The sequence below is a fragment of the Halococcus sediminicola genome (genome assembly GCF_000755245.1).
Classification (GTDB): Archaea; Halobacteriota; Halobacteria; order Halobacteriales; family Halococcaceae; genus Halococcus; species Halococcus sediminicola.
This window is the reverse complement of record NZ_BBMP01000007.1, coordinates 1-20,104: the sequence shown is the minus strand read 5'-3', so window position 1 is coordinate 20,104 and position 20,104 is coordinate 1. Positions and strand designations below refer to the sequence as shown.

Annotated in this window: 16 protein-coding genes; 10 read left to right on the top strand and 6 right to left on the bottom strand. The window is 56.0% G+C overall.

Annotated elements, in window-relative coordinates; translation table 11 throughout:
• Window positions 1-6: 6 nt before the first annotated feature.
• The 8 genes from ACP97_RS04320 to ACP97_RS04285 all read left to right on the top strand — a co-directional run bounded on the left by ACP97_RS04320 (window position 7) and on the right by ACP97_RS04285 (window position 10,110).
• Window positions 7-1,920: an acetate--CoA ligase gene (locus ACP97_RS04320; RefSeq protein ID WP_079977549.1), complete on the top strand. Its 1,914-nt coding sequence runs from the start codon at window positions 7-9 to the stop codon at window positions 1,918-1,920.
• A gap of 112 nt (window positions 1,921-2,032) precedes the next feature.
• Window positions 2,033-3,688, top strand: a complete 1,656-nt coding sequence (locus ACP97_RS04315; RefSeq protein ID WP_049996616.1) for a bacterio-opsin activator domain-containing protein — start codon at window positions 2,033-2,035, stop codon at window positions 3,686-3,688.
• A 217-nt stretch (window positions 3,689-3,905) separates the two neighbouring features.
• Complete coding sequence (acs, locus tag ACP97_RS04310) at window positions 3,906-5,891, top strand: acetate--CoA ligase (protein WP_049996615.1); 1,986 nt, start codon at window positions 3,906-3,908, stop codon at window positions 5,889-5,891.
• Between the two features lie 88 nt (window positions 5,892-5,979).
• Complete coding sequence (locus ACP97_RS04305) at window positions 5,980-6,405, top strand: DUF4212 domain-containing protein (protein ID WP_049996614.1); 426 nt, start codon at window positions 5,980-5,982, stop codon at window positions 6,403-6,405.
• On the top strand, window positions 6,402-8,045 hold the full coding sequence (locus tag ACP97_RS04300; RefSeq protein ID WP_049996613.1) for a sodium:solute symporter family transporter: 1,644 nt from the start codon (window positions 6,402-6,404) through the stop codon (window positions 8,043-8,045). The genes ACP97_RS04305 and ACP97_RS04300 overlap by 4 nt, the downstream gene beginning before the upstream one ends.
• Before the next feature lie 355 nt (window positions 8,046-8,400).
• The gene (locus tag ACP97_RS21230) at window positions 8,401-8,613 is read left to right on the top strand and encodes a hypothetical protein (RefSeq protein ID WP_049996612.1); all 213 of its coding nucleotides are present in this window, start codon (window positions 8,401-8,403) and stop codon (window positions 8,611-8,613) included.
• 589 nt (window positions 8,614-9,202) lie between these two features.
• The gene (locus ACP97_RS04290) at window positions 9,203-9,619 is read left to right on the top strand and encodes a helix-turn-helix domain-containing protein (RefSeq protein WP_237561091.1); all 417 of its coding nucleotides are present in this window, start codon (window positions 9,203-9,205) and stop codon (window positions 9,617-9,619) included.
• A complete protein-coding gene (locus tag ACP97_RS04285) occupies window positions 9,616-10,110 on the top strand; it encodes a hypothetical protein (RefSeq protein ID WP_049996610.1) in 495 nt (164 codons plus the stop codon). Before ACP97_RS04290 ends, ACP97_RS04285 begins: the two co-directional genes overlap by 4 nt.
• A 229-nt stretch (window positions 10,111-10,339) precedes the next feature.
• On the opposite strand, the gene ACP97_RS20725 is transcribed toward ACP97_RS04285, so the two are convergent.
• The gene (locus ACP97_RS20725; RefSeq protein ID WP_237561090.1) at window positions 10,340-10,582 is read right to left on the bottom strand and encodes a hypothetical protein; all 243 of its coding nucleotides are present in this window, start codon (window positions 10,580-10,582) and stop codon (window positions 10,340-10,342) included.
• An 864-nt stretch (window positions 10,583-11,446) separates the two neighbouring features.
• Here ACP97_RS20725 and ACP97_RS04275 point away from each other — a divergent pair.
• Window positions 11,447-13,132, top strand: coding sequence for an NAD-binding protein (locus ACP97_RS04275; protein WP_049996608.1), 1,686 nt, complete (start codon window positions 11,447-11,449; stop codon window positions 13,130-13,132).
• A gap of 132 nt (window positions 13,133-13,264) precedes the next feature.
• On the opposite strand, the gene ACP97_RS04270 is transcribed toward ACP97_RS04275, so the two are convergent.
• From ACP97_RS04270 to ACP97_RS04255, 4 genes are all read right to left on the bottom strand, one after another.
• Entirely contained in the window at window positions 13,265-14,179 is a 915-nt protein-coding gene (locus tag ACP97_RS04270) for an acyltransferase family protein (protein WP_237561088.1), read from the bottom strand.
• 465 nt (window positions 14,180-14,644) lie between these two features.
• Complete coding sequence (locus ACP97_RS04265; protein WP_049996607.1) at window positions 14,645-15,115, bottom strand: Lrp/AsnC family transcriptional regulator; 471 nt, start codon at window positions 15,113-15,115, stop codon at window positions 14,645-14,647.
• Window positions 15,116-15,160: 45 nt separating this feature from the next.
• A complete protein-coding gene (locus ACP97_RS04260) occupies window positions 15,161-17,338 on the bottom strand; it encodes an amino acid permease (RefSeq protein ID WP_049996606.1) in 2,178 nt (725 codons plus the stop codon).
• A complete protein-coding gene (locus ACP97_RS04255) occupies window positions 17,338-17,868 on the bottom strand; it encodes an NAD-binding protein (protein ID WP_049996605.1) in 531 nt (176 codons plus the stop codon). The genes ACP97_RS04260 and ACP97_RS04255 overlap by 1 nt, the downstream gene beginning before the upstream one ends.
• A 357-nt stretch (window positions 17,869-18,225) precedes the next feature.
• Here ACP97_RS04255 and ACP97_RS04250 point away from each other — a divergent pair, with 357 nt between their 5' ends.
• Window positions 18,226-19,020, top strand: a complete 795-nt coding sequence (locus ACP97_RS04250; protein ID WP_049996604.1) for a BtpA/SgcQ family protein — start codon at window positions 18,226-18,228, stop codon at window positions 19,018-19,020.
• Here the strand turns inward: ACP97_RS04250 and ACP97_RS04245 are convergent.
• Entirely contained in the window at window positions 19,017-19,946 is a 930-nt protein-coding gene (locus tag ACP97_RS04245) for a carbohydrate kinase family protein (protein WP_049996603.1), read from the bottom strand. The genes ACP97_RS04250 and ACP97_RS04245 overlap by 4 nt on opposite strands.
• Between the last annotated feature and the right edge of the window lie 158 nt (window positions 19,947-20,104).

Genomic DNA, 20,104 nt, shown 5'->3' with positions numbered 1-20,104 from the left:
GGATCAATGGACGTCGACGACGCGATTGACCCGCCACCTGCGTTCCGCAAACAGGCTACCCTCACAAGTGATCCTCGTGAGTGCTTCAGCAACGAGTGGCCCGATGCGTGGGACGCCGCCGGCGACCTTCTCGATTGGTTCAAATCGTATGAGGCAGTTCTTGACGACGAGACACCACCGTTCAAATGGTTTGATGGTGGAAAGCTCAACGCTAGTCACGAGTGTCTCGACCGCCATCTCGATGAACGGAAAAATCACCTTGCGATCCGGTGGGAGGGACAGCTTGGCGAGACGCGCACCTATACCTACCTCGACCTTCATCGCGAGGTCAACGAGTTCGCGGCGGCCCTCCGCGAGCGCGGTGTCGAGGCGGACGACGTCGTCACTCTCTATCTGCCGGTGGTCCCCGAACTGGTTGTGGGAATGCTTGCCTGTGCACGCCTCGGTGCACCGCATAACGTCGTTTCTGCGGGCTTTTCCGCTGATGCACTGGCGACGCGAATGGAGCGTGCCGATTCGAGCTTCCTTGTAACTTGTGACGGATACTACCGACGCGGTGACGCGGTCAACCAGAAGCGCCGTGCGGACAACGCTCGATTGACCATCGATCATGACCTCGAGGCCACTGTTGTCGTCGAGCGACTCGGTGACACCCAACTCGGAACCAACCAGTACGATTACAATCAGCTGCTTGCTGCCAACGCCGGGTGTGAGGTCGAACCGGTCGCCCGCGACTCAATGGAGACTTTATTTTTGATCTACACCTCCGGGACAACTGGGGAGCCGAAATCCGTCGCGCACACCACCGGTGGCTATCTTGCTCACGTTGCGTGGACCGCGCGTAACGTGCTTGATATCGATCCTACGGACACATACTGGTGTTCGACCGATATCGGCTGGATTACTGGCCACTCCTATATCGTCTACGGGCCGCTCGCGCTTGGCACGACAACCATGCTCTATGAGGGAACCGCCGATCATCTTCAGAAAGATCGGATTTTCTCGATCATCGAACACAACGCTGTCGATGTGCTCTACACTGCACCGACTGTGATTCGATCGTTCATGAAGTGGGGCCAGGAGTACCCTGCTCGCCATGACCTCTCGAGTCTCCGACTACTCGGCACTGTCGGAAAACCCATCGATCCGCGCGCGTGGGGGTGGTACTACGAACACGTAGGTGACGAATCATGCCCAATCGTTGATACGTGGTGGCAGACCGAGACGGGAGCCATCCTCGTCTCGACGCTGCCCGGTGTCGACAGGATGAAACCCGGCTCCGCCGGGCCGCCGTTGCCGGGGATCGACGCCACCGTCGTTGGTCCAGCTGGCAATGAACTGCCAGCCGGCGAGACGGGTGTGCTCGCAGTTCGGACGCCATGGCCGGGGATGCCCCGGGAGCTTGCGGAAGCGACTGATTGGGGGGCTAGCGCCGCTGCAGGCGACGAATGGTGTTATCTGGCGGGCGACGAGGCAATTGTCGACGGTGACGGCTATATCCGCGTCCTTGGTCGGACGGACGATGCCATTACCATTGCCAATCAGCGAATCGGGGTCGCGGAAATCGAAAGTGTCGTCGTCAGTGTCGAGGATGTCGCCGAGGCGGCGGTCGTCGGCGTCGATCACTCGACACGGGAGACGTCAATATATGCCTACGTCAGCCCGGTGGCACAGCACGCTGGCGATGATGCACTCCATGAGGCGGTGATCGCCGCCGTTGAGAAGACGATCGGGCCAGTAGCCAGTCCCGAGCGAGTCATCTTCACGCCTGAACTTCCGAAGACACGCTCGGGGAAGATCATGCGTCGGTTATTGGAATCGGTTGCCAACGATGAGGACTACGGCGATATCAGCGCGCTGCGCAACCCCGAAGTCGTCGGCGAACTGGATTCGGACGGGGATAGAGTTTCGGACAAGTAGACAGTTCCGAAACGATTCTGGATGTTTGAGTGAACACTACGACAGCAACACCAATAATCTGGCGTAGCGACCGCAGCATCTATTTCGTTGCTCTGAATAGAACCGAAATAGGATGGACGGGATAGCCCAGTTTTTGTGTGCAGGTGGTTACGAGCGCCTCCGTCGGGCAACCCAGACCCACCGCGGCGACCTCATTGTCCGACTATGTGGAGAAGTCGGACTACAACCGAGTGAAGTGGTCGCCGTCAATCCCAATGATATCCAACAGGTCGGCACCGCCCGGTTGCTGGACGTCGGAGATCGCGAGGCGTTCGTTCCGGCAGCAGTGGCTCATGCGGTTCAGAAGTACACCCAGTCGGTCAACGGCACCGACACACTCGTAAATATCTCGGAGCGTCGTGTCCAGATGTTGGTTCGCGAGAATGGCACGCGAGCCGCTGACGCGACCGGTGACAGCCGATTTCGGGAAATATCGAGTCGGGACCTTCGGGCCGCCCACGCCTACCAACTGCTACACGACGGTGTTGATACACGGATCGTCCTTGCAGTGACCGCCTACGATCGGGTGGCTGCGCTGGAACCATATCTTCCATCCCCGGATCGAGAGGAGCTCGTAGCGGCCCTCTCGGAGGAGAGGACAATGACAGCCGAGGGTCTGCCCGGCTGGCTCCGGCGAACAGTGCAGGTTGCCGCTGATGTAGGGGAGGCACTCGCGGTCGCCGATAGTACAGAGGATATCTACGAGATGGTTTGTGGCCAACTGGCCGATACGGATGGGTATCGCTTCGCATGGATCGTGGAGAGGATCAACGACGACTTCACGATTCAGGCACATACCGGCGTGGCGATCGACAATATTGAGCAAACGCTTGCCGATCAGACCGATCTCATTGCCGCCGTAACCGAGAAGAAGATGGTCCAAGCCACGGATGTCGGGGACACTACGCTACTCGTCGTTCCGCTCGTTGGTGAGACAACCCGCGGTCTGGTTGGGATCAGAACGCTCCGAGGGGACGCCAACGCTATTGAACGTGACTTGCTCGGCGTGCTCGGTGCACAGGTCGGCCACGCGCTCGCCGTGATCGAACATCAACAGCTGCTGCTGGCTAATACAGCGACCGAATTGACCTTCGATATCGGACACGAGACACCCTTCCTGCCCGAAACTGCGGCCGCACTCGACTGTGAATTCGAACTCGTTGGTATTGTCCCTGCCGACGAGGGGGTGCTCTGTTATGTTACTGCCCGAGCGGTCACGCCGGACGCAGTCTTCGAACGTGCGGCCATTACCGATAGCGTAGAGGACATCCGATTTGTCGGCGATGACAATACGGGAGTTCTGCTCGAACTCACGCTCCGGAATTCCCCAATCCAGGTGCTCGCAACCGCTGGTGGCCAGATTCAATCCTACGAAGTCAATTCACACGGTGGACAGCTGGTCGGGGAGGTCTCGACCGACGCAAACATTCGAAGCATTGTTGAAACCGTGACCGACGCGTTTCCGACTGCCCACCTGACGGCGAAACGGGAAACCGAACCTGAGACCACGACTGATGTTCAGTTTCGGGAGACACTGGCCGACGAACTCACCGAACGACAGACGGCGGCGCTGCGATCAGCCTACTTTGGAGGTTACTTTGAGTGGCCGCGTGACTCCACGGCTGAGGAACTGGCCGACTCGCTGAACGTCTCGTCGCCGACCCTCCACCATCACCTTCGTATTGCCCAGAAGAAGCTACTCCAGTCGTTCTTTGACGAGATCAGGTAGTGCAATCCGTAGGGCAGACGTATTCTACCTAACTGTTTAGTGCCGTCTCGGTCCGCGGGAACAGTATACGTGAGAAATGACAACACTTGCTTCGATGATCAAAAATGCGATAGCGGCCCCGAAACCATCGAATTGCCGGGATATGGGGTGAAAACAAGCCTGTTGGAATAATTAGCAGGCTTATTTATGATAGATCCATCGGGAGAGAAACTCGCCCATGTCGGAGCAAGATGTCGAACTGGAAGCCCGGCTGGCCGAGCAAGAGGAGTTCGAGCCACCGGGATCGTTCGTCGAACAGGCAAACGTGTCCGATCCGTCGATCTACGACGAGTTCGCGGACAACTGGCCAGCGTGCTGGGAAAACGCCGCGGCCCTTCTCGATTGGTCCACGGAGTACGAACAGGTCCTCGATGACTCGAACCCGCCCTTTTACGAGTGGTTCACCGGTGGCGAGCTCAACGCATCGGAGAACTGCCTCGACTGTCATCTCGACGAGCGCGGCGACGAGACCGCCATCGAGTGGGTCGGTGAGATTGGCGAAACCCGCACATACACCTACCGTGACCTTCATCGCGAGGTCAGCGAGTTCGCGGCGGCCCTCCGCGAGCACGGTGTCGAAGCGGGCGATATCGTCACCCTCTACATGCCAATGGTGCCGGAGCTACCGATTGCCATGCTCGCGTGCGCCCGCCTTGGTGCCCCCCATTCGGTCGTTTTCGCCGGATTTTCAGCCAATGCTCTGGCGACCCGGATGAACAGCGCCGATTCTCAGATGCTGGTGACCTGCGACGGCTACTATCGACGGGGTGAGACCCTCGAACACAAGCCGAAAGCCGACGAGGGGATCGCCCAGATCGATCATGATGTGACGAGCATCGTCGTCGATCGTCTCGGCGACGAGTACGACCACTCGATGCGGGGGGCGGATCACGACTACGACACCCTAATCGCGGACCATGCCGAAAGCGAGGTCGAACCGGTCGCCCGCGACGCCGAAGACATGTTGTTCCTGATGTACACCTCGGGGACGACTGGCGAGCCGAAAGGCGTCAAACACACCACTGGTGGCTATCTCTCGTGGGTTGCGTGGACGACTCACGCTGTTCTTGACATCAAGCCCGAGGACACCTACTGGTGTTCGGCCGATATCGGCTGGATTACCGGCCACTCCTACATCGTCTACGGGCCGCTCGCGCTCGGCACGACCACTGTCATGTATGAGGGAACGCCAGATTATCCCGAGAAAGACCGGCTGTGGGAAATCGTCGACGAATACGACGTCACTCAGCTCTACACCGCACCAACGGCGATCCGGTCGTTCATGAAGTGGGGCAAGGAGTACCCTGCTCGCCACGACTTATCGAGTCTCCGGTTACTCGGCACCGTCGGAGAACCGATCAACCCGCGAGCGTGGAAGTGGTACTACAGACATATTGGCGACGAATCGTGTCCGGTCGTCGATACGTGGTGGCAGACCGAAACCGGCGGAATGATGGTGACAACATTACCGGGCGTCGACAACATGAAGCCCGGCTCCGCCGGGCCGCCGTTGCCGGGCGTCGATAGCCAAATCGTCGATACCGAGGGCGAAGAAATTGCAGCTGGACGAGCAGGCCATCTCACCATCCAGAGGCCGTGGCCCGGCATGTTGCGAACGCTGTATCAAAACGACGAGCGTTTCATCGAGGAATATTGGGCGGAGTACTCCGATACCGACTCCGGCGATTCCGACGACTGGGTCTATTTCCCAGAAGATGGCGCGAAAATCGATGACGACGGCTACCTCACTATCCTCGGGCGGGTGGACGACGTTGTCAACGTCTCCGGTCATCGCCTCGGGACGATGGAAATAGAGAGCACCATCGTCGGCGTTGAGGGTGTTGCCGAGGCCGCAGTCGTTGGCGGTGACCATGAGGTGAAAGGCGAGACCGTCTACGCCTACGTCATCACCGAGGATGGCTACGCGGGCGATAATGAGATGCAGGATGCAATCATCGCCGGTGTGGAAGATGGAATTGGCCCCATTGCGCGTCCTGAAGAAGTTGTCTTCACCCCTGAACTCCCGAAGACCCGTTCAGGAAAGATTATGCGCCGATTATTGGAGGATATCGCCAACAGGGAGAAGGTGGGCAGTACGAACACGCTCCGCAACCCAGAGATCGTCAACGAGATCCAGCGGCAAGTCGGGGGAGCCGATTCGTAATGTCGGTTTCGAAGTCACGACGCCAGATGAGTGACCCCGTACAGCGGTGGCTGGAAACACAAACAAACACAGCAACAATGGTAATACAATGACTGACGACCGCACACAGACGCCGAACGATTCGGGAACAACGGAAACAGATGGCAGAATGACGACGAGCCGTCATTCCACTAATTACCTCGATGCAGAGGTGAATATCTTCAAACCAGATACTGCGTTCATGCAAGACCATCTGAGATTGATCTGGGTGACGTTTCTCGCTTGGACGGTCGCCGTTTTTGGACCGGTGACGGCTGCACTCGTCTTTCCTGACCTGATGACCGAGACAATTGTCCTTGGTTTCCAGTTACATATTCTCCTGACGGGTATCGCCGCGCCATTCGGCGCGCTCGTCCTGTCGGCGGTGTATGCCTACCGACGCGACAAGCTCGATGAGAAATACGGAATCGAGCACGGAAAGACGAGAACGGAGTCCGACTCGGCGACAGCAACTGATGGCGGTGAGAACGCATGAGTACGGATGTCCTGTTACAAATCGTGCCTGAAGGGCTCGACATCGGCTTCAAACTCATTCCGGCGCTCACAACCATAGGAATGTTGGTAGCTTTCCTTGCAATCGGCTTTTTCTTCCGCGTGGCCGATACTGACAACCTCTGGGTCGCTGGTCGGTCGATCGGGAACATTGAGAACGGAATGGCAATCGGTGCCAACTGGATGTCGGCAGCGTCATATCTCGGCGTCGCAGCAACCATTGCCACACTTGGCTACTTCGGCCTAGCGTATCTCGTCGGCTGGACAGCAGGTTATTTCATCCTCCTCATCTTCCTCGCCTCGCAGTTCCGTCGGTTCGGTAAGTACACAGCGCCGGATTTCGTTGCAGATCGGTTTTATTCCGACACTGGCCGCGCCATTGCGGCAGTGACAACGCTGTTCATCGCATATGTGTATGCTGTCAGTCAGGGACGCGGCATGGGCCTGATGTCGATGTATCTCTTCGGTACGAGCTACACACAGGGAGTGATCCTTCTCATGGGCGTCACTATCGGCTACGTTGCTCTCTCAGGGATGTTGGGTACAACCAAGAACATGGCGCTGCAGTACGTTATCCTCATCATCGCATTCCTTGGTGGACTATACGCAGTCGGCTGGACACAAGGCTATTCAACCGTACTCCCATACCTCGAATTCGGCAATGAAGCGACACTTGTCGCAGAGGAGATCGCTCGCGAATTCACAGCCCCCTTCGCCAACGCCGGTTACTACGAGTGGGTGGCACTGTGTTTCACCCTGATCGTTGGTACTTGCGGGCTGCCACACGTGCTGGTCCGCTTCTACACAGTCGACAACGAGCGGACGGCTCGGTGGTCCTGCGTCTGGGGACTGTTTTTCATCTGTTTGCTGTACTGGGGCACCGCCACGTACGCCGCGTTCGGTACGTTGCTGTTTGACCAGAGTGAAGCACTGTCGTTCCCCTTCACATCGGCTCAGGGTGATGTCGTGGTCGTTCTCACGGCACAACTCGCCAACCTTCCAGAATGGCTCGTCGGTCTCGTCGCTGCCGGGGCAGTCGCAGCGGCGTTAGCGACGGTTTCAGGGCTGTTCATTTCCGGGTCTTCGGCTGCCGCACACGACATCTACACGAACCTCTACAAACCCGAGGCATCCGAACGCGAGCAGCTCATCGTGGGCCGGTTGACGATACTCGGACTCGGGATTTTGGTAGCGGCGACAGCAATTGCCGACGTTGGTGTTATCGCCTCCCTCGTCGCTGTGGCGTTCGCTATCGCTGGTGTTGTGATGTTTCCTGTGTTCTTCCTCGGTCTCTGGTGGGAGCGCACCACTCGGGAGGGCGCTCTCGCTGGGATGCTTGTTGGGCTGGCAATCTCTATCGTAACCATCATCAACGACTATGCTTCGGAGGTTATCGGTGGTGAGGGATCTCTCCTGCCAGCACTCAACGCGGTGCTGCCCGCGACATCGACGGCACTGATCGGCGTACCGGTCGTGATGACCGTCATCATCGCGATCTCACTAGTCACCGACGATCCGCCACAAAAAGTCAAACGTATGGTTCGCCAATGTCACAGTCCTGAGCCAATGAGCCGAATGGAGAGTGCGGAAGAGGTTGCTACAGACGGTGGTGAGAAACAGTGAGATTCTCACATCAACTAACGACTGATGTCTCCCTTCACCTGAAAAGTCGGCAGCTAAGAGTCATATCGAACTTACAGAGCCGATACTCATTCGGAAGATCGTCTACCTTAGCGCCGATCAGTCCTTCGACAGTGCTAGGAGTTGCTCCCTCATCAAGAGCGTCACTACCAACCACCGTTAACCATCAATTGCTGCTCGGCGCATCACAAGTACAGCTTGTGTCACATAGACACAGAGGAGGAACCGTACCATTCGAAACTCAAGAGAACAGGAAGGGTAATACGAGCAATTGCAGCAGATCGCGCGCCTTTACAAGCCGTGGACTGTGTAAGAGACGTACTTCGAGATACTATCAATGAATCTCCAAGAACACATTGACGAACACAAATCTGACATGCTCATCGATCTAGTGTTCGCCTGCAGTTGGGTGACGATGGTTTCAATTTTGTTCAACGTACTCGATGGCCCACAATGGGCATACTATCTGTGCATGTTGGCAGGTGTGATTGCCTATTATGGCTTTTTCACCTCACTTACAATTGCGAGAGGCGATAACATGACATCATAGTGCTGAAATCCGCCAAGATCTACTTATAGATCGGGAGATCTGCTGCCGACGATGTCATAAATCAATACTTGACTGTTTCAATGTGGGACAATGAGAGTAACTGCGGCCAGTTCGGTTAGAATCCCGTTCTCCTACACGCCTTCCCAGCACTTAAAAAAGCGTGGTGACTTCTTCATCGAATGTGTGAAATCGTGTATGATTGGTATGCGACTACCCATTTATTCGTGCTTAGCTCTCTAACCACGAGTTCATTAATGAACACGAACACAGTCTGTCGAGCAGAGATATTATCCGGCCAAAACATATCCTCTCTTAGCCGAAACCAAAATGCAGTACACCCCGACAGCGTACTCGACGACTACCACCCAAAGCTAACGATATCGGCGATTACTGACAGAGCCAGGTGCATAGTGCCAGTGTCCTCCTCTCGCCGAGGTCGAGAAACGACCATGCTCAACTCCCTCGAAACGCTTGCCTACTGACGAAAGCCTTACCTCATTCAGAGAATAAGTATATACGTGAAAACCGTATGAGCGCTACTGGTGACACTCCCCTCTCCCGGAAACGGCTTCACACCGTCGTCGAACAGTTGGCCAACGACCGCAAACTCGAAATTCTCGGCTATGCTGCCGAACACGGGCCGTTCTCCGTGACCGATCTCAAAGACGAATTCGGCTTTCCTCACACGACTGCACACGAATACTGCCGCGATCTCGCCACAGCAGGATTGCTCCACCGAGAGCAGGGCAAGCCCGCGGTCTACTCACCTGTTGATTTCGATATTCATCTTTCGTTGGAAGCGATCTCCATGGCTGTCACAGCCGAATCCGAAACGATCGACTACATGCTTGCTGAATACGACGATGGAGTCATCGAAGAGATTGTCGAGATTTGGGAGCGCGTCGAGACTGGCGATCTTACCTACCGCGAAGCCAGCGCTACCCTCGATATGGTACATGCTGATTTCCTTCGCCTTGCTGCCGAGCTCGATCTCTTCGACCGATGAGTGTTGTCGTCCTCGATGCGAACGCCATCATCATGCACGGACGAGCGTTTCCCGAACGCGTTTACACCGCCGTCGAAGCGGGAACGAAACTCGTCCTCCCTCGGTCGGTCAAACAAGAACTCGTCGACGACGTTCTTGATGCCGACAACGCTCCCCAAAATCATCGAAACGCAGCTCAGACAATCCAAGAGCTCATCGACGAGGGGTATCTCGTGCTTCGTCAACCAAAATTCGAAGCGTATAGTGACGTGATTGACGAAGCACGACGGCGTATTGCTGACGATTCGTTACCGGAGCATGAGGTCAAAGCTGATCAGTATATCCCCGCGCTCGTCTGTGAACTCTCCCAGAACGATACTGTCACACTGATAACTGCCGATAGGAAACTCCGCGACACAGTCGAAGAAATCACAGAACGCCAGGGCATCGCTGACCAAGTAGCCCTCAGCGACCCTGACCGTGCTCTAAGTTTAGACCACGCTCTTGGGTAGGCTGACCGAAGACATACTCAGTACCTCACAAGGCTCGCCAGTTGACTACCTCTGAGACATGAATTGGGTGGAGAAATCAGTACCGAGCAACTGCTGAGGAGGACGGTTCGGCACCGGGAGCATCGAACCTCTCGCAGTCGGCGGCGGAACGCCACCAACGCGATGGTGTTGCCACTCGCCGAGCGGGCGGTCCCGGTCTCAGTCTTGCTGCTGACCGCAGCAAGACCTGTTACGTGCGTTTTGGCGTGATAGCTGAGGTGACACGGGCGAGTTTTTCCGATTGTCGTCGGGCGATATTGGTGACTGTCTCGATTCGAGCGTCGCGGGACGGTATCTCCTGGAGGGAATTAGTGTTCGCCTCGCCGGTTGGCGTGTGCGTGAGACGGAAGACGTGGTTTGCGGTGACGACCTCGATATCGGTAGCGACGTCCGTCCACCACAGGAAAGCAGTTTCACCAAGAGAGTGATTCATCGTCTCGACACTCTCGTTGGCCCGCTTTTGTGTTGGAAGATTCCCTAACGAACAAGTCCCACCGAGCGCTTCGAGTGTTTCACCCTCACAGGGCCACAGGCGGAGCTGGACCGACTGTGGATACGGATCGCTGGCGTGATAATTCGCAACAATGGTACCACTTTCGGCAATCGTCGGCGATCCTCCTTCAGAATATGTCCACATTTCACCAATTTCCTGGGCTGTGAGCGCTCGTTCTGCAGGTCCGTTCATGCCACCGGAGAGACATCCCGCAGCCCCGGCAGCAACCAACGGAAATCCGCCGAGTGTTCGCAGATATCTTCTCCTTCGCATCAATTCCCACGAATGCTCTCACTACTGGTGGTCATATCCATTGTCTCTTCGATAAGAGTTTGATTTGGGATGTCATGAGTCCGTGGATTGGAGCAACACAGACAGCAAGAGGCCTGCTCCCGCTGACCGGCTTCAGTCCACTATCGACGCCGTGATGGAGCACTTGATGCCCGCCGTCGGTTTGGTAATGCGTTATGAAGGCGACGATGGTCTGCCGGGTGAAGAAGGCAGCTTCACGCTCTGTTCGTTCTGATTAGTCGAGTGTCTCGCGCGCTCAAGCCGGGTCGAGGCCGAGGAAGTCGTTCGCGAGCACTACTCGCATATCGAAGCCGGCGAGTTCGCTGACCAGATGACCAACGTTTTCGAAGAAGCTGATCAGCAAAATATATACAGAAACAAACAATATTGGCAAACAAATCGTATTGACACTCTTCTAAACAATCGCCAGTGACTCTCTAGATATTCAGTACTGCCGAGAACGACGAGTACAAACCTTTTTTCGGGATACCTGCAAATCGATACCAGCCCATAATGGTCTCCTTCCCCTGGACGGTATCAAAAATCGAATTCTCTCGGAGAAATCGGCGCGTTGCCTACTATCTCGCCGGACTTGGGGTCTTAGTCCTCGTGTATACAGTCGTGTATAATCTTGCGCTGGCACGGCTAGAAGGCGTAAATCAGTCGATTTTCGCATCGTTTGAATACATTGTTCAGACGATGACGACAACCGGCTACGGTCAGGACTCAGACCTGTGGAGCCATCCTTTGATGTACCTATTCGTAATATTGGCCCAAATCTCGGGTATTGCAATCGGTTTCTTCACCCTTCGTCTCATCATCATACCACTATTCAGCGAATCTGATGTCAACCTTGATGATCGACTCACGCCCAAAGAAGATCACGTTATTATCTGTGAATATCGTCGCGACTCCGCCGTGCTTCTCGATGAGCTCCGAGAGCTAGACGTTGAGTACGTACTGATCTCGTCTTCCGAAGAAAATGCTAGAAACCTCTCCGACGAGGGGTATTCGGCCATCCATGGCTCTCCACAAGATGCGGAAGCATTCGAACGGGCCAGTATCAGTACTGCACGGACGGTCGTCGCTGATGCAGGCGATGCAAACGTCAATACGATCCTTACGGTACGGTCCCTCAGCACGGACATTGAGACAATCGTCCTCACTGACGACAACGATGTGCGTGACGTGCTATTAGAGGCAGGTGCAGATACTGTTCTTTCGCCACGCAAAGTGTTGGGTCACAGACTCGCCGAAAAGGCAGTCTCTTCGTTCAGTTCCCAACTGACGGACACAATCGACCTAGGAGGCGACATCGAGGTGACTGAGATAACAGTTCATCCGGGGAGTCAGTTGGATGGAAGACGGATCCGGAACTCGAACATCAGAGAACGGACGGGGGCGAACATTGTCGGCGCGTGGATCGACGGAGAATTACAGTTACCACCGTCTCCCGATGCGATCATCCGTCCGAATACGGTTCTGTTGGTAGCAGGCGGGCACAGTGCCCTAGAGGAAGTGAGCGATTTTACCAGACCCGCACGGTCGCTCCGTCAACACGAGCGGGTTGTTGTCGCCGGTTTGGGTGAAGGCGGTGAAGCTGCACAGTCGATCATCACCGACTCGGGAATCGACAGCGTGACGATTGACATCGAAGACCGTGAGTCGGTCGATGTCATCGGCGATGCGGGGTCAAAAGAGATACTGCACAAAGCTGGTATCGAAAGCGCAGGTGCGATTATCGTTGGACTCCCCGATGACTCGGCATCGTTGCTGACCACAGTCGTCGCACGATCCTTGAATTCGGATATCGAGATACTGGTTCGGGTGAGCGATACGGATGCAACGGGCAAAGCATTGAGTGCCGGAGCCGACTACGTCCTCTCGATTCCTCGGGTAAGTGTGAGGATGATCGCGAAAGAACTTCGCGGCGAGGACGTGCTCGCACCGGCGAGTCAGATCCGTCTTATCCGTGTTTCTGCGGATCCATTTGTTGGATCGACACTTGCCGAATCGGAGATCTATGAGACGACTGGCTGTCGGGTAATCGCTGTCACCGACGCTTCCGGGTTTTCCAGCACTATTGATCCTCACCAGGAGTTTACGGGTGATGAACGGCTCGTGATTGTAGGAACCGATGAAGCAGTCCAGCAATTCGAGAAGCGATTCGATGTTTCCCCAGCTGAGACGGCTTCGTGAGTATATTCAATATGCTTCCAGAAAGAGTCTGAAAACTATGTGGACACAGTAACCACAGCACTAGATTGCGCGGGCGCACCTTATGGAGTATCCTGACGCCGAGCGCGGATGCGATCAAGTCGCGGAACGTGGCTACCGCCGATCTCGCCCTATTTTCCCCACAAAAACATACACGACCAACGAAAGAACATAGACAACTGGTGTTACAAGAACCTGCCACACACCGGTCGACATCAGATTGAATCCGCTCATGGTCACCAAAAGTCCGTTCAATGCCTTCAGAATCTGAAACACTGGGAAATGGACTAGATAGACCCCGACAGCGAGCGTTCCCAATCGCGGAGCAATCGTCCCTCTTCCCCAATCAGGATTTGACAGAGCGTACGCAAACAAGGCAAAAACGAGAATGACCGTTGCGATCGTGTATTCGGTAGTATATGTTTCCTGACTAATCGTGAGACCCCGAAAGAGGTAGTTGACGGCATACTGTTCAGAAACCTGTCCAATCGTTGCGACAATAACGACTCCAAGGTACATTCGACGACGATTCGTACTTGGTGTCCACTGGGTTGATCTGATCCAGAAACCGAGAGCAACGTAGAAAAACCCGAAAAAGAGCGCATCACGAGTCGGAATCGAGAGTTCAACGATCATTGGATAGTTCTGACCGAGCAAACCGACGACGTGTGCCGTTGCAGCCACCGGAAGCAGATAGCGAGTCTTCCCAAGGGCAACGAACAACGAGACCAAACAGATAGCAAAGAACAACGCTGTGAGAAACCAAAACGGAGATGCAATTGCATCACCATAGTACACCACTCCAACTGGAGAGAGGTTCCTGAACAAGCCGCTAAGGCTCGCCGCCGGCTTTCGCCCTGAGAGGAGTGCAATACCGGTCGTGAGCGCTACTGATAAGATGTAGAGACCAATCCCGAACAGATACAGCGAACTCAATTTCTGAAAGGAGCTTCGAATCGTCGATCCAGCACTACCGGAATCCAGTTTGGATTTGAGGAAATATCCTGAGGTCACGAAAAAGAAAGGCACATCGAACTGTCCGATCGGATCTAAGACGAAATAGATGTAGTTCCCGTGTGATCAGAATCCAGCAAAAGGCTGGACATGGGCAATGACAACGAAGAATACGGCAATAGCGCGCAAACTATCGATACTGTGAATACGTTTACCCATCCATCGGCATTCATGCGTGTACTCGGATTAGAGTGTTCCTCTCCGTTTGAATACTGATCGGACACAGAGTTGAACAATGAATACTCACTCGTAGTGTGATCGATTCAGGCTGTTTTACCCTTCGTTAAGGAGGCGGTCAATAAATCTGAAGTCGTCACTGAATACCATTCTCTCTTCAGATCCTCATCCCCGGCTCGGGGACAGAGGTCTTCGTCGGCTGTCTCTACTATCGGCGAGAGGACTTACTGCATTCACATCCGCTCCATCATACTGCTCGTACGCTTCGCGAAAGTATCAACACTTTCTGCTAATCCCTATGGCTCAATCGCTCTGCTTGTCGAACCAATGGAGTGGACAAGAATACTCGTTGTGAACGAGTTCTTCTTCCACTATCTCAAGACCGAGTGCCGCAAGATCACGACCAATACGGCTAAGATCGTCTCCATCACGTCCGACCGCAACAACATGGATATTTTCTTCGCCGGTCATTAGCTCCCGAACAGATACCACACCAGGGACCGTTAATGCCTCTTGGGCGAGCTGTTCGCGTTCGGGAATCGGAGCAGTGCAGAAAATGATGGTGAACAGCTGGTATCCCGCTTGCTCGTAATCGATATCGAGATGGGATCCACGAATGATACCTTCGTCTTCGAGACGGCTGATGCGTTTGCGGACTGTACTCGGCGAAACACCGTAGTCATTGGCGATGGTAGCCGCTGACGTCCCCCGAATATCTTTCTGCAATCGATAGATGACATACCGGTCCAGTTCGTCAAGTTCGTTTGATGGCATACTCTAATACGAGAATTGCGTTCGGAAAGGCATTTACCGTTCGCTCTACAGCAGCCAGCGTTCGAGTGCCCGTTCGAGTCGTCTAGGTGAGGTCTCCTCACGTGGTCGCACGACGAGCACGGGACAGTCGGCACTCTCGGCGAGTGACTGTCCATCAGTACCGACGACCAGAATATCGGTATCGTCATTCTCAACACCGCTCACACCACCATCCGAGCGGACGAGCGCCGTTCTGATCGGAACCGAACAGAGCGCCGCGACCTCCTCATGGTAATCAGCAAGGGTCCGGCGCTGTTCCTCGGAGACGGACTTATCGCGTGTATACTCTAATGTAATCGCCGCGTCGTGGGCCGCCGCCACTGCGTCGGCGACGGCGATCTTCGCGGGATCATAGGGCCCCTGATCGGTCAGCACGGCCACAGTCTCAATTTTCTCGCGTTTCGTCTCGCTGTTATTGACGATGACAGCGTCACAGTCGGTGTGAGTGAGGACCCACTCGATATCCGAATCGAACACTCGCTCGCGGAGCCGCGACGGCTGCTGTTCCATCACGAGCATGTCCACATCGCACTCTTCGACGTAATTCGCCAGCGCGTGGCGAGTGTCGTGACTCACGACCTCGCCGACATGCACCGGAATATCGAGGTCGATCGCAAGAGTGTCGGCTCGCTCTTCGAATTCGATATCAGTGGAAGATTGCTCAGCGGCAGCTTCAAGCGGCACTTGGTCAGCTACCTCGTCGAACCGTATGACCGATACCGCACCATACTGGGGTGCTGCGAGGTCCGCCGCGACGTCCACGAGCATTCCTTCGTGTGAAGGGTCCATATCTTCTGGAACCGCCACGAGCGCCTCATATCCCTCGGTTGGGGCGACAGCGTCGCGGGTGCGCTCGATAGCCTGTCTACCGACCTTGCGGCGAACCGCATCCATAGCTGCTCCCTCGCGCTCAACACGACCGCGGGCGTACCAGAAATACCACGCGACGCTGCCGGCTGTAATGAGGACAGCCCCGACAAGCGGAATAGTCCCCATCTGAGTGAGCAAGACGAGCCCACCGATGACACCGAACCCCTGCATCCACGGGTACAGCGGCGACTCGAATGTCGGCTCGTATTCCATCGCTCCGCGACGGAACGCGACCACGGCGACGTTGATGAGGATGAACACGAGAATCTGGAACGCACTCGCCAGTTTAGCGATGCTTTCGAGCGGGACGAACGCGATGAGAACGAGCAACACAACGCCAGTGAGCGTGATCGACGTGCTCGGCGTGTTGAAACGCTCACTGATCTCCCCGAGCGATTCGGGAACGAGACCATCCCGGCTCATCGCAAACGGATACCGCGAGGATGAAAGGATGCCCGCGTTGGCAGTACTCACCAGCGCGAGCAGTGCCGCCATCACTACCACGAGAACGCCTGCCGAACCAAGAGCAGCCTCTGCGGCGACCGCCATCGGTGCCTCGGAGGCGGCAATCGCCGACGTGTCGGTGACGCCGAGCATGACGACCACGATGAGCGCATACAGCGCCGTGGTGAACCCGAGTGAGCCGAGAATGCCGAGGGGAATGTTCCGACTGGGGTTTTCGATCTCCTCAGCGACGCTGGCCACCTTCGTCACGCCCGCATACGAAACGAACACGAGTCCAGTGGCCGCGAGAATCCCGCCGACACCACCCTCGAAAAAGCCCGCGTAGTTTGCCGCCTGCACCGATGGAACCCCACCAACTGCAAACCAACCAAGCGCAGCGAGCATGATAGCAACGATGACGACTTGTACGCGCCCTGTCTGCTTGGCCCCAAGCAGATTGACGAGAACGAGAATTACGGCGAGGGAGAGGGCTAGCGGCGTTGTAATCGCCGAAGAGACGTCAAACAGATAGAGGAGGTACGGCACTCCACCCACCAGCGCCAATCCCCCTTTAAATGACAGTGAAAACCATGTGCCGATACCAGCGACCGTTCCTAAGAGCGGTCCCATGCCGCGCTCGATAAAGACGTAGGTGCCGCCCGACTCGGGCATTGCCGTCGCCATTTCGGATTTCGAGAGTGCCGCCGGGAGAACGACTAATCCGGCAAGGATGTAGGCGAGCACGACCGCTGGTCCCGCGTACCCGACGGCGACCGCGGGCAGGATGAAGATACCACTCCCAATCATCGCGCCGATGCTAATGGCCAAAACCGAAACCAGCCCGAGGTCGCGTTCGAGTTCCTTGGGCACTACGTGTCACCCCCCGCTCCGTCCAAACGGACCCGTTCGCGTTCCGGACCGTCGGTCAATTCCTCGCGCTCCTGGCGTCGCTTTGCCGCATTTGTTGCCTCTTGCCCTGATGAGCGCTCGGTATATTTGACGACACGGCGCTGTCGGTTGAGTGCACCAGCTAGGGCGGCTGAGGCGGATACCGGTTCAATGCCGGCTGCAGCGAACGCCTCGACATTCCGGGGATCATTCACGAGTGCGATAACGCGCTCGATCCGTCGGAGCCGGAGAAGTTGTGCGACCAGCAAGTTGTGGCTGTCCTTCTGCGAGGCAACGATAGCAGTACCCATCTCTTCGATATCCTCACGGTCGAGTATGGCCGCCTCGCTCGGATCGCTCATTCGGGCGTCAGCACCCGCCTCTGCTGCACGTTCAACCGCACGCTCATGCTCATCGAGGAACACGACTGTGACCGAGTCACTTGTGAGCTGATCCGCGAGTACCTCTCCCACGGATCCATCACCGCCGGTTATCAGAATCTCATTGGTCATAACGAATCGTTCCTATACCGCCTCTATAATAACGAGTCGTGATAAGATAGTCGATTTTGAGACGTTTTCGTGATTATAGATTCTGATATTCCCTCAGTTTCACATTCTGGCTGATCTCAAATCACGAACCGTTTCTTCTTCACCGATATGGCGTTTATTATGTTTGTCAATTTATAATCATCTGGCGACTTTACTTGTCCTTTGCTCTCCAATTACGAATACACCTTCACCCGACTGCCTTCGATCTGTACTATGCATAAACGACAATCAAATATCGATTGAAATGCACCAGATCATTGCTCTGGGCAGCACAACAGTATCTGTAGGATTAAACCACTAGCCGGGCATGGTGTGCACATGGACGTCTTCAGTACCGAAACACCGATTATTGGAATGGTTCACTTGCCCCCACTTCCAGGCGCACCCGATTACGGTGGGGATCGAAACGCGATCCGTGATCGCCTCTCTCAAGATGCTACCGCACTCGAAGAAGGCGGCGTCGACGGCATCATGCTCGAAAACTTCGGAGACACACCATTCTATCCAGACCGTGTGCCGCGACACGTCGTCGCTGATATCGCCGCACTCACCGAAACGCTCCGCGATCAGGTGTCAATTCCGTTCGGCGTGAACATTCTCAGAAACGACGTGCAAAGCGCGCTCGGTATCGCCGCTGCGACAGGTGGCGCGTTCGTCCGCGTGAACGTACACACAGGTGCTCGTCTCACCGATCAGGGGATTATCGAGGGAATGGCTCACGAGACGCTGCGGTTGCGCGAGCAACTCGACGCCGACGTTGCCGTTATCGCCGACATCGACGTGAAACACTCCGCTACGCTGGCTGAACGCACTCTCGAAGAAACCTTCGGCGACCTCATCGAACGTGGCGGTGCCGATGGCGTCGTCGTCAGCGGGACGGGAACCGGTGCAGCCGTCGATACGACCGTTCTCGACCGAGTGGTCGAGTGCCGTGACGACCACGGGTTCGACGTCCCTGTTCTGATCGGAAGCGGGATCACTCCAGAAACGGCACCCGACCTACTTTCCGTCGCCGATGGCGCGATCGTTGGCACGACGCTGAAACGCGACGCCGAAACGACCGCTCCCGTCGACGAAGCAGCGGTCGAGCGCCTCGTCGCGTCCGTCCCCTAGCGTTCGTCAAGAAGCGCTCGAACGTTAGGTTCGGACGGAAGACGGCCACAAGCACCCTCGGCAGTACAGTTGAGCGCAGCGACGCCAGCAGCGAACCGTCCTGCGTCCGCTGGTGAAGCCGTGCCAAGTATCCATGCGTGAGTGAGCCCCGCGGTGAATGCATCGCCCGCGCCCGTCGTGTCCTCAACTGGGACCGAAATTGCTGGAACGTCGATTGCTGTATCACCTGCGAGGAGAACTGCTCCCTCGTTTCCGCGAGTGACGGCTGCACACGGGATGGGATGTCGTCTGAGAGCGGCGATGGCATCCTCGACACCTCCACCGAAATACGAACGAGCAGCCACTTCACCGACCACGAATAGGTCAGCCACCGAGAGGACTCGATCGATCGTTTCCGGTGTGGTGCCGCGTCCATCGAGTTCCGAGAGAGGGCCGGCAAGATCGAACACGAATTTCGAAATCTCGCCACGTTCACGCGCCGCCACGAGCTCGGCGACGACCGCGTCGGAGGCATAAGCACTGCTGAAAACAACGTTCGCGTTAGCAAGATAGTTCCTATCAGTAGCATCGAGTCGGAGTTGTGGCACGCTCTGTCCGCCAGCGACGACCATCCTCTCTCCACCAGGACCTCGCAAGATCAACGTATACGAGGACTCCTCCGGACCGGAGCGAACCCGGGTGACGTCCAGACCACGCGTTCGCAACGTGGTTTTGATGTCCTTGCCGGCATCCTTCCCGAGACGTGCGACGGTCCCGACGTCACGGTCGAGTGCGGCGAGTCCGGAGCTGACGTTCGCTGCAACGCCACCGACAGTTGTGGTGGATTCGCGGACGAACGCTCCGCCGTCAGGTTCCGGCAAGTTTGAAAGCGTGTAGACATAGTCGACGAGGGCACTACCGACCGTGACGACGTCCAGCGATGGCATCACACCTACTCATAGCGGTGCCTGCTTGAACATGTGGCTCTGAACGCAGATGAATAGCCATCTCATACAGAAGGACATCAAACTGCTCTATTGAAAACGACACACGGCGTCGGGATTGTTCGGTACTGGTTTGAGGCAATGAAGTCGAGGAGTTGGAT

Coding starts and splice junctions, on each gene's coding strand:
- ACP97_RS04320 (WP_079977549.1), top strand. CDS start 7: ATGGACGTCGACGACGCGATTGACCCGCCACCTGCGTTCCGCAAACAG.
- ACP97_RS04315 (WP_049996616.1), top strand. CDS start 2,033: ATGGACGGGATAGCCCAGTTTTTGTGTGCAGGTGGTTACGAGCGCCTC.
- acs (WP_049996615.1), top strand. CDS start 3,906: ATGTCGGAGCAAGATGTCGAACTGGAAGCCCGGCTGGCCGAGCAAGAG.
- ACP97_RS04305 (WP_049996614.1), top strand. CDS start 5,980: ATGACTGACGACCGCACACAGACGCCGAACGATTCGGGAACAACGGAA.
- ACP97_RS04300 (WP_049996613.1), top strand. CDS start 6,402: ATGAGTACGGATGTCCTGTTACAAATCGTGCCTGAAGGGCTCGACATC.
- ACP97_RS21230 (WP_049996612.1), top strand. CDS start 8,401: ATGAATCTCCAAGAACACATTGACGAACACAAATCTGACATGCTCATC.
- ACP97_RS04285 (WP_049996610.1), top strand. CDS start 9,616: ATGAGTGTTGTCGTCCTCGATGCGAACGCCATCATCATGCACGGACGA.
- ACP97_RS20725 (WP_237561090.1), bottom strand. CDS start 10,582: ATGAATCACTCTCTTGGTGAAACTGCTTTCCTGTGGTGGACGGACGTC.
- ACP97_RS04275 (WP_049996608.1), top strand. CDS start 11,447: ATGGTCTCCTTCCCCTGGACGGTATCAAAAATCGAATTCTCTCGGAGA.
- ACP97_RS04265 (WP_049996607.1), bottom strand. CDS start 15,115: ATGCCATCAAACGAACTTGACGAACTGGACCGGTATGTCATCTATCGA.
- ACP97_RS04255 (WP_049996605.1), bottom strand. CDS start 17,868: ATGACCAATGAGATTCTGATAACCGGCGGTGATGGATCCGTGGGAGAG.
- ACP97_RS04250 (WP_049996604.1), top strand. CDS start 18,226: ATGGACGTCTTCAGTACCGAAACACCGATTATTGGAATGGTTCACTTG.
- ACP97_RS04245 (WP_049996603.1), bottom strand. CDS start 19,946: ATGCCATCGCTGGACGTCGTCACGGTCGGTAGTGCCCTCGTCGACTAT.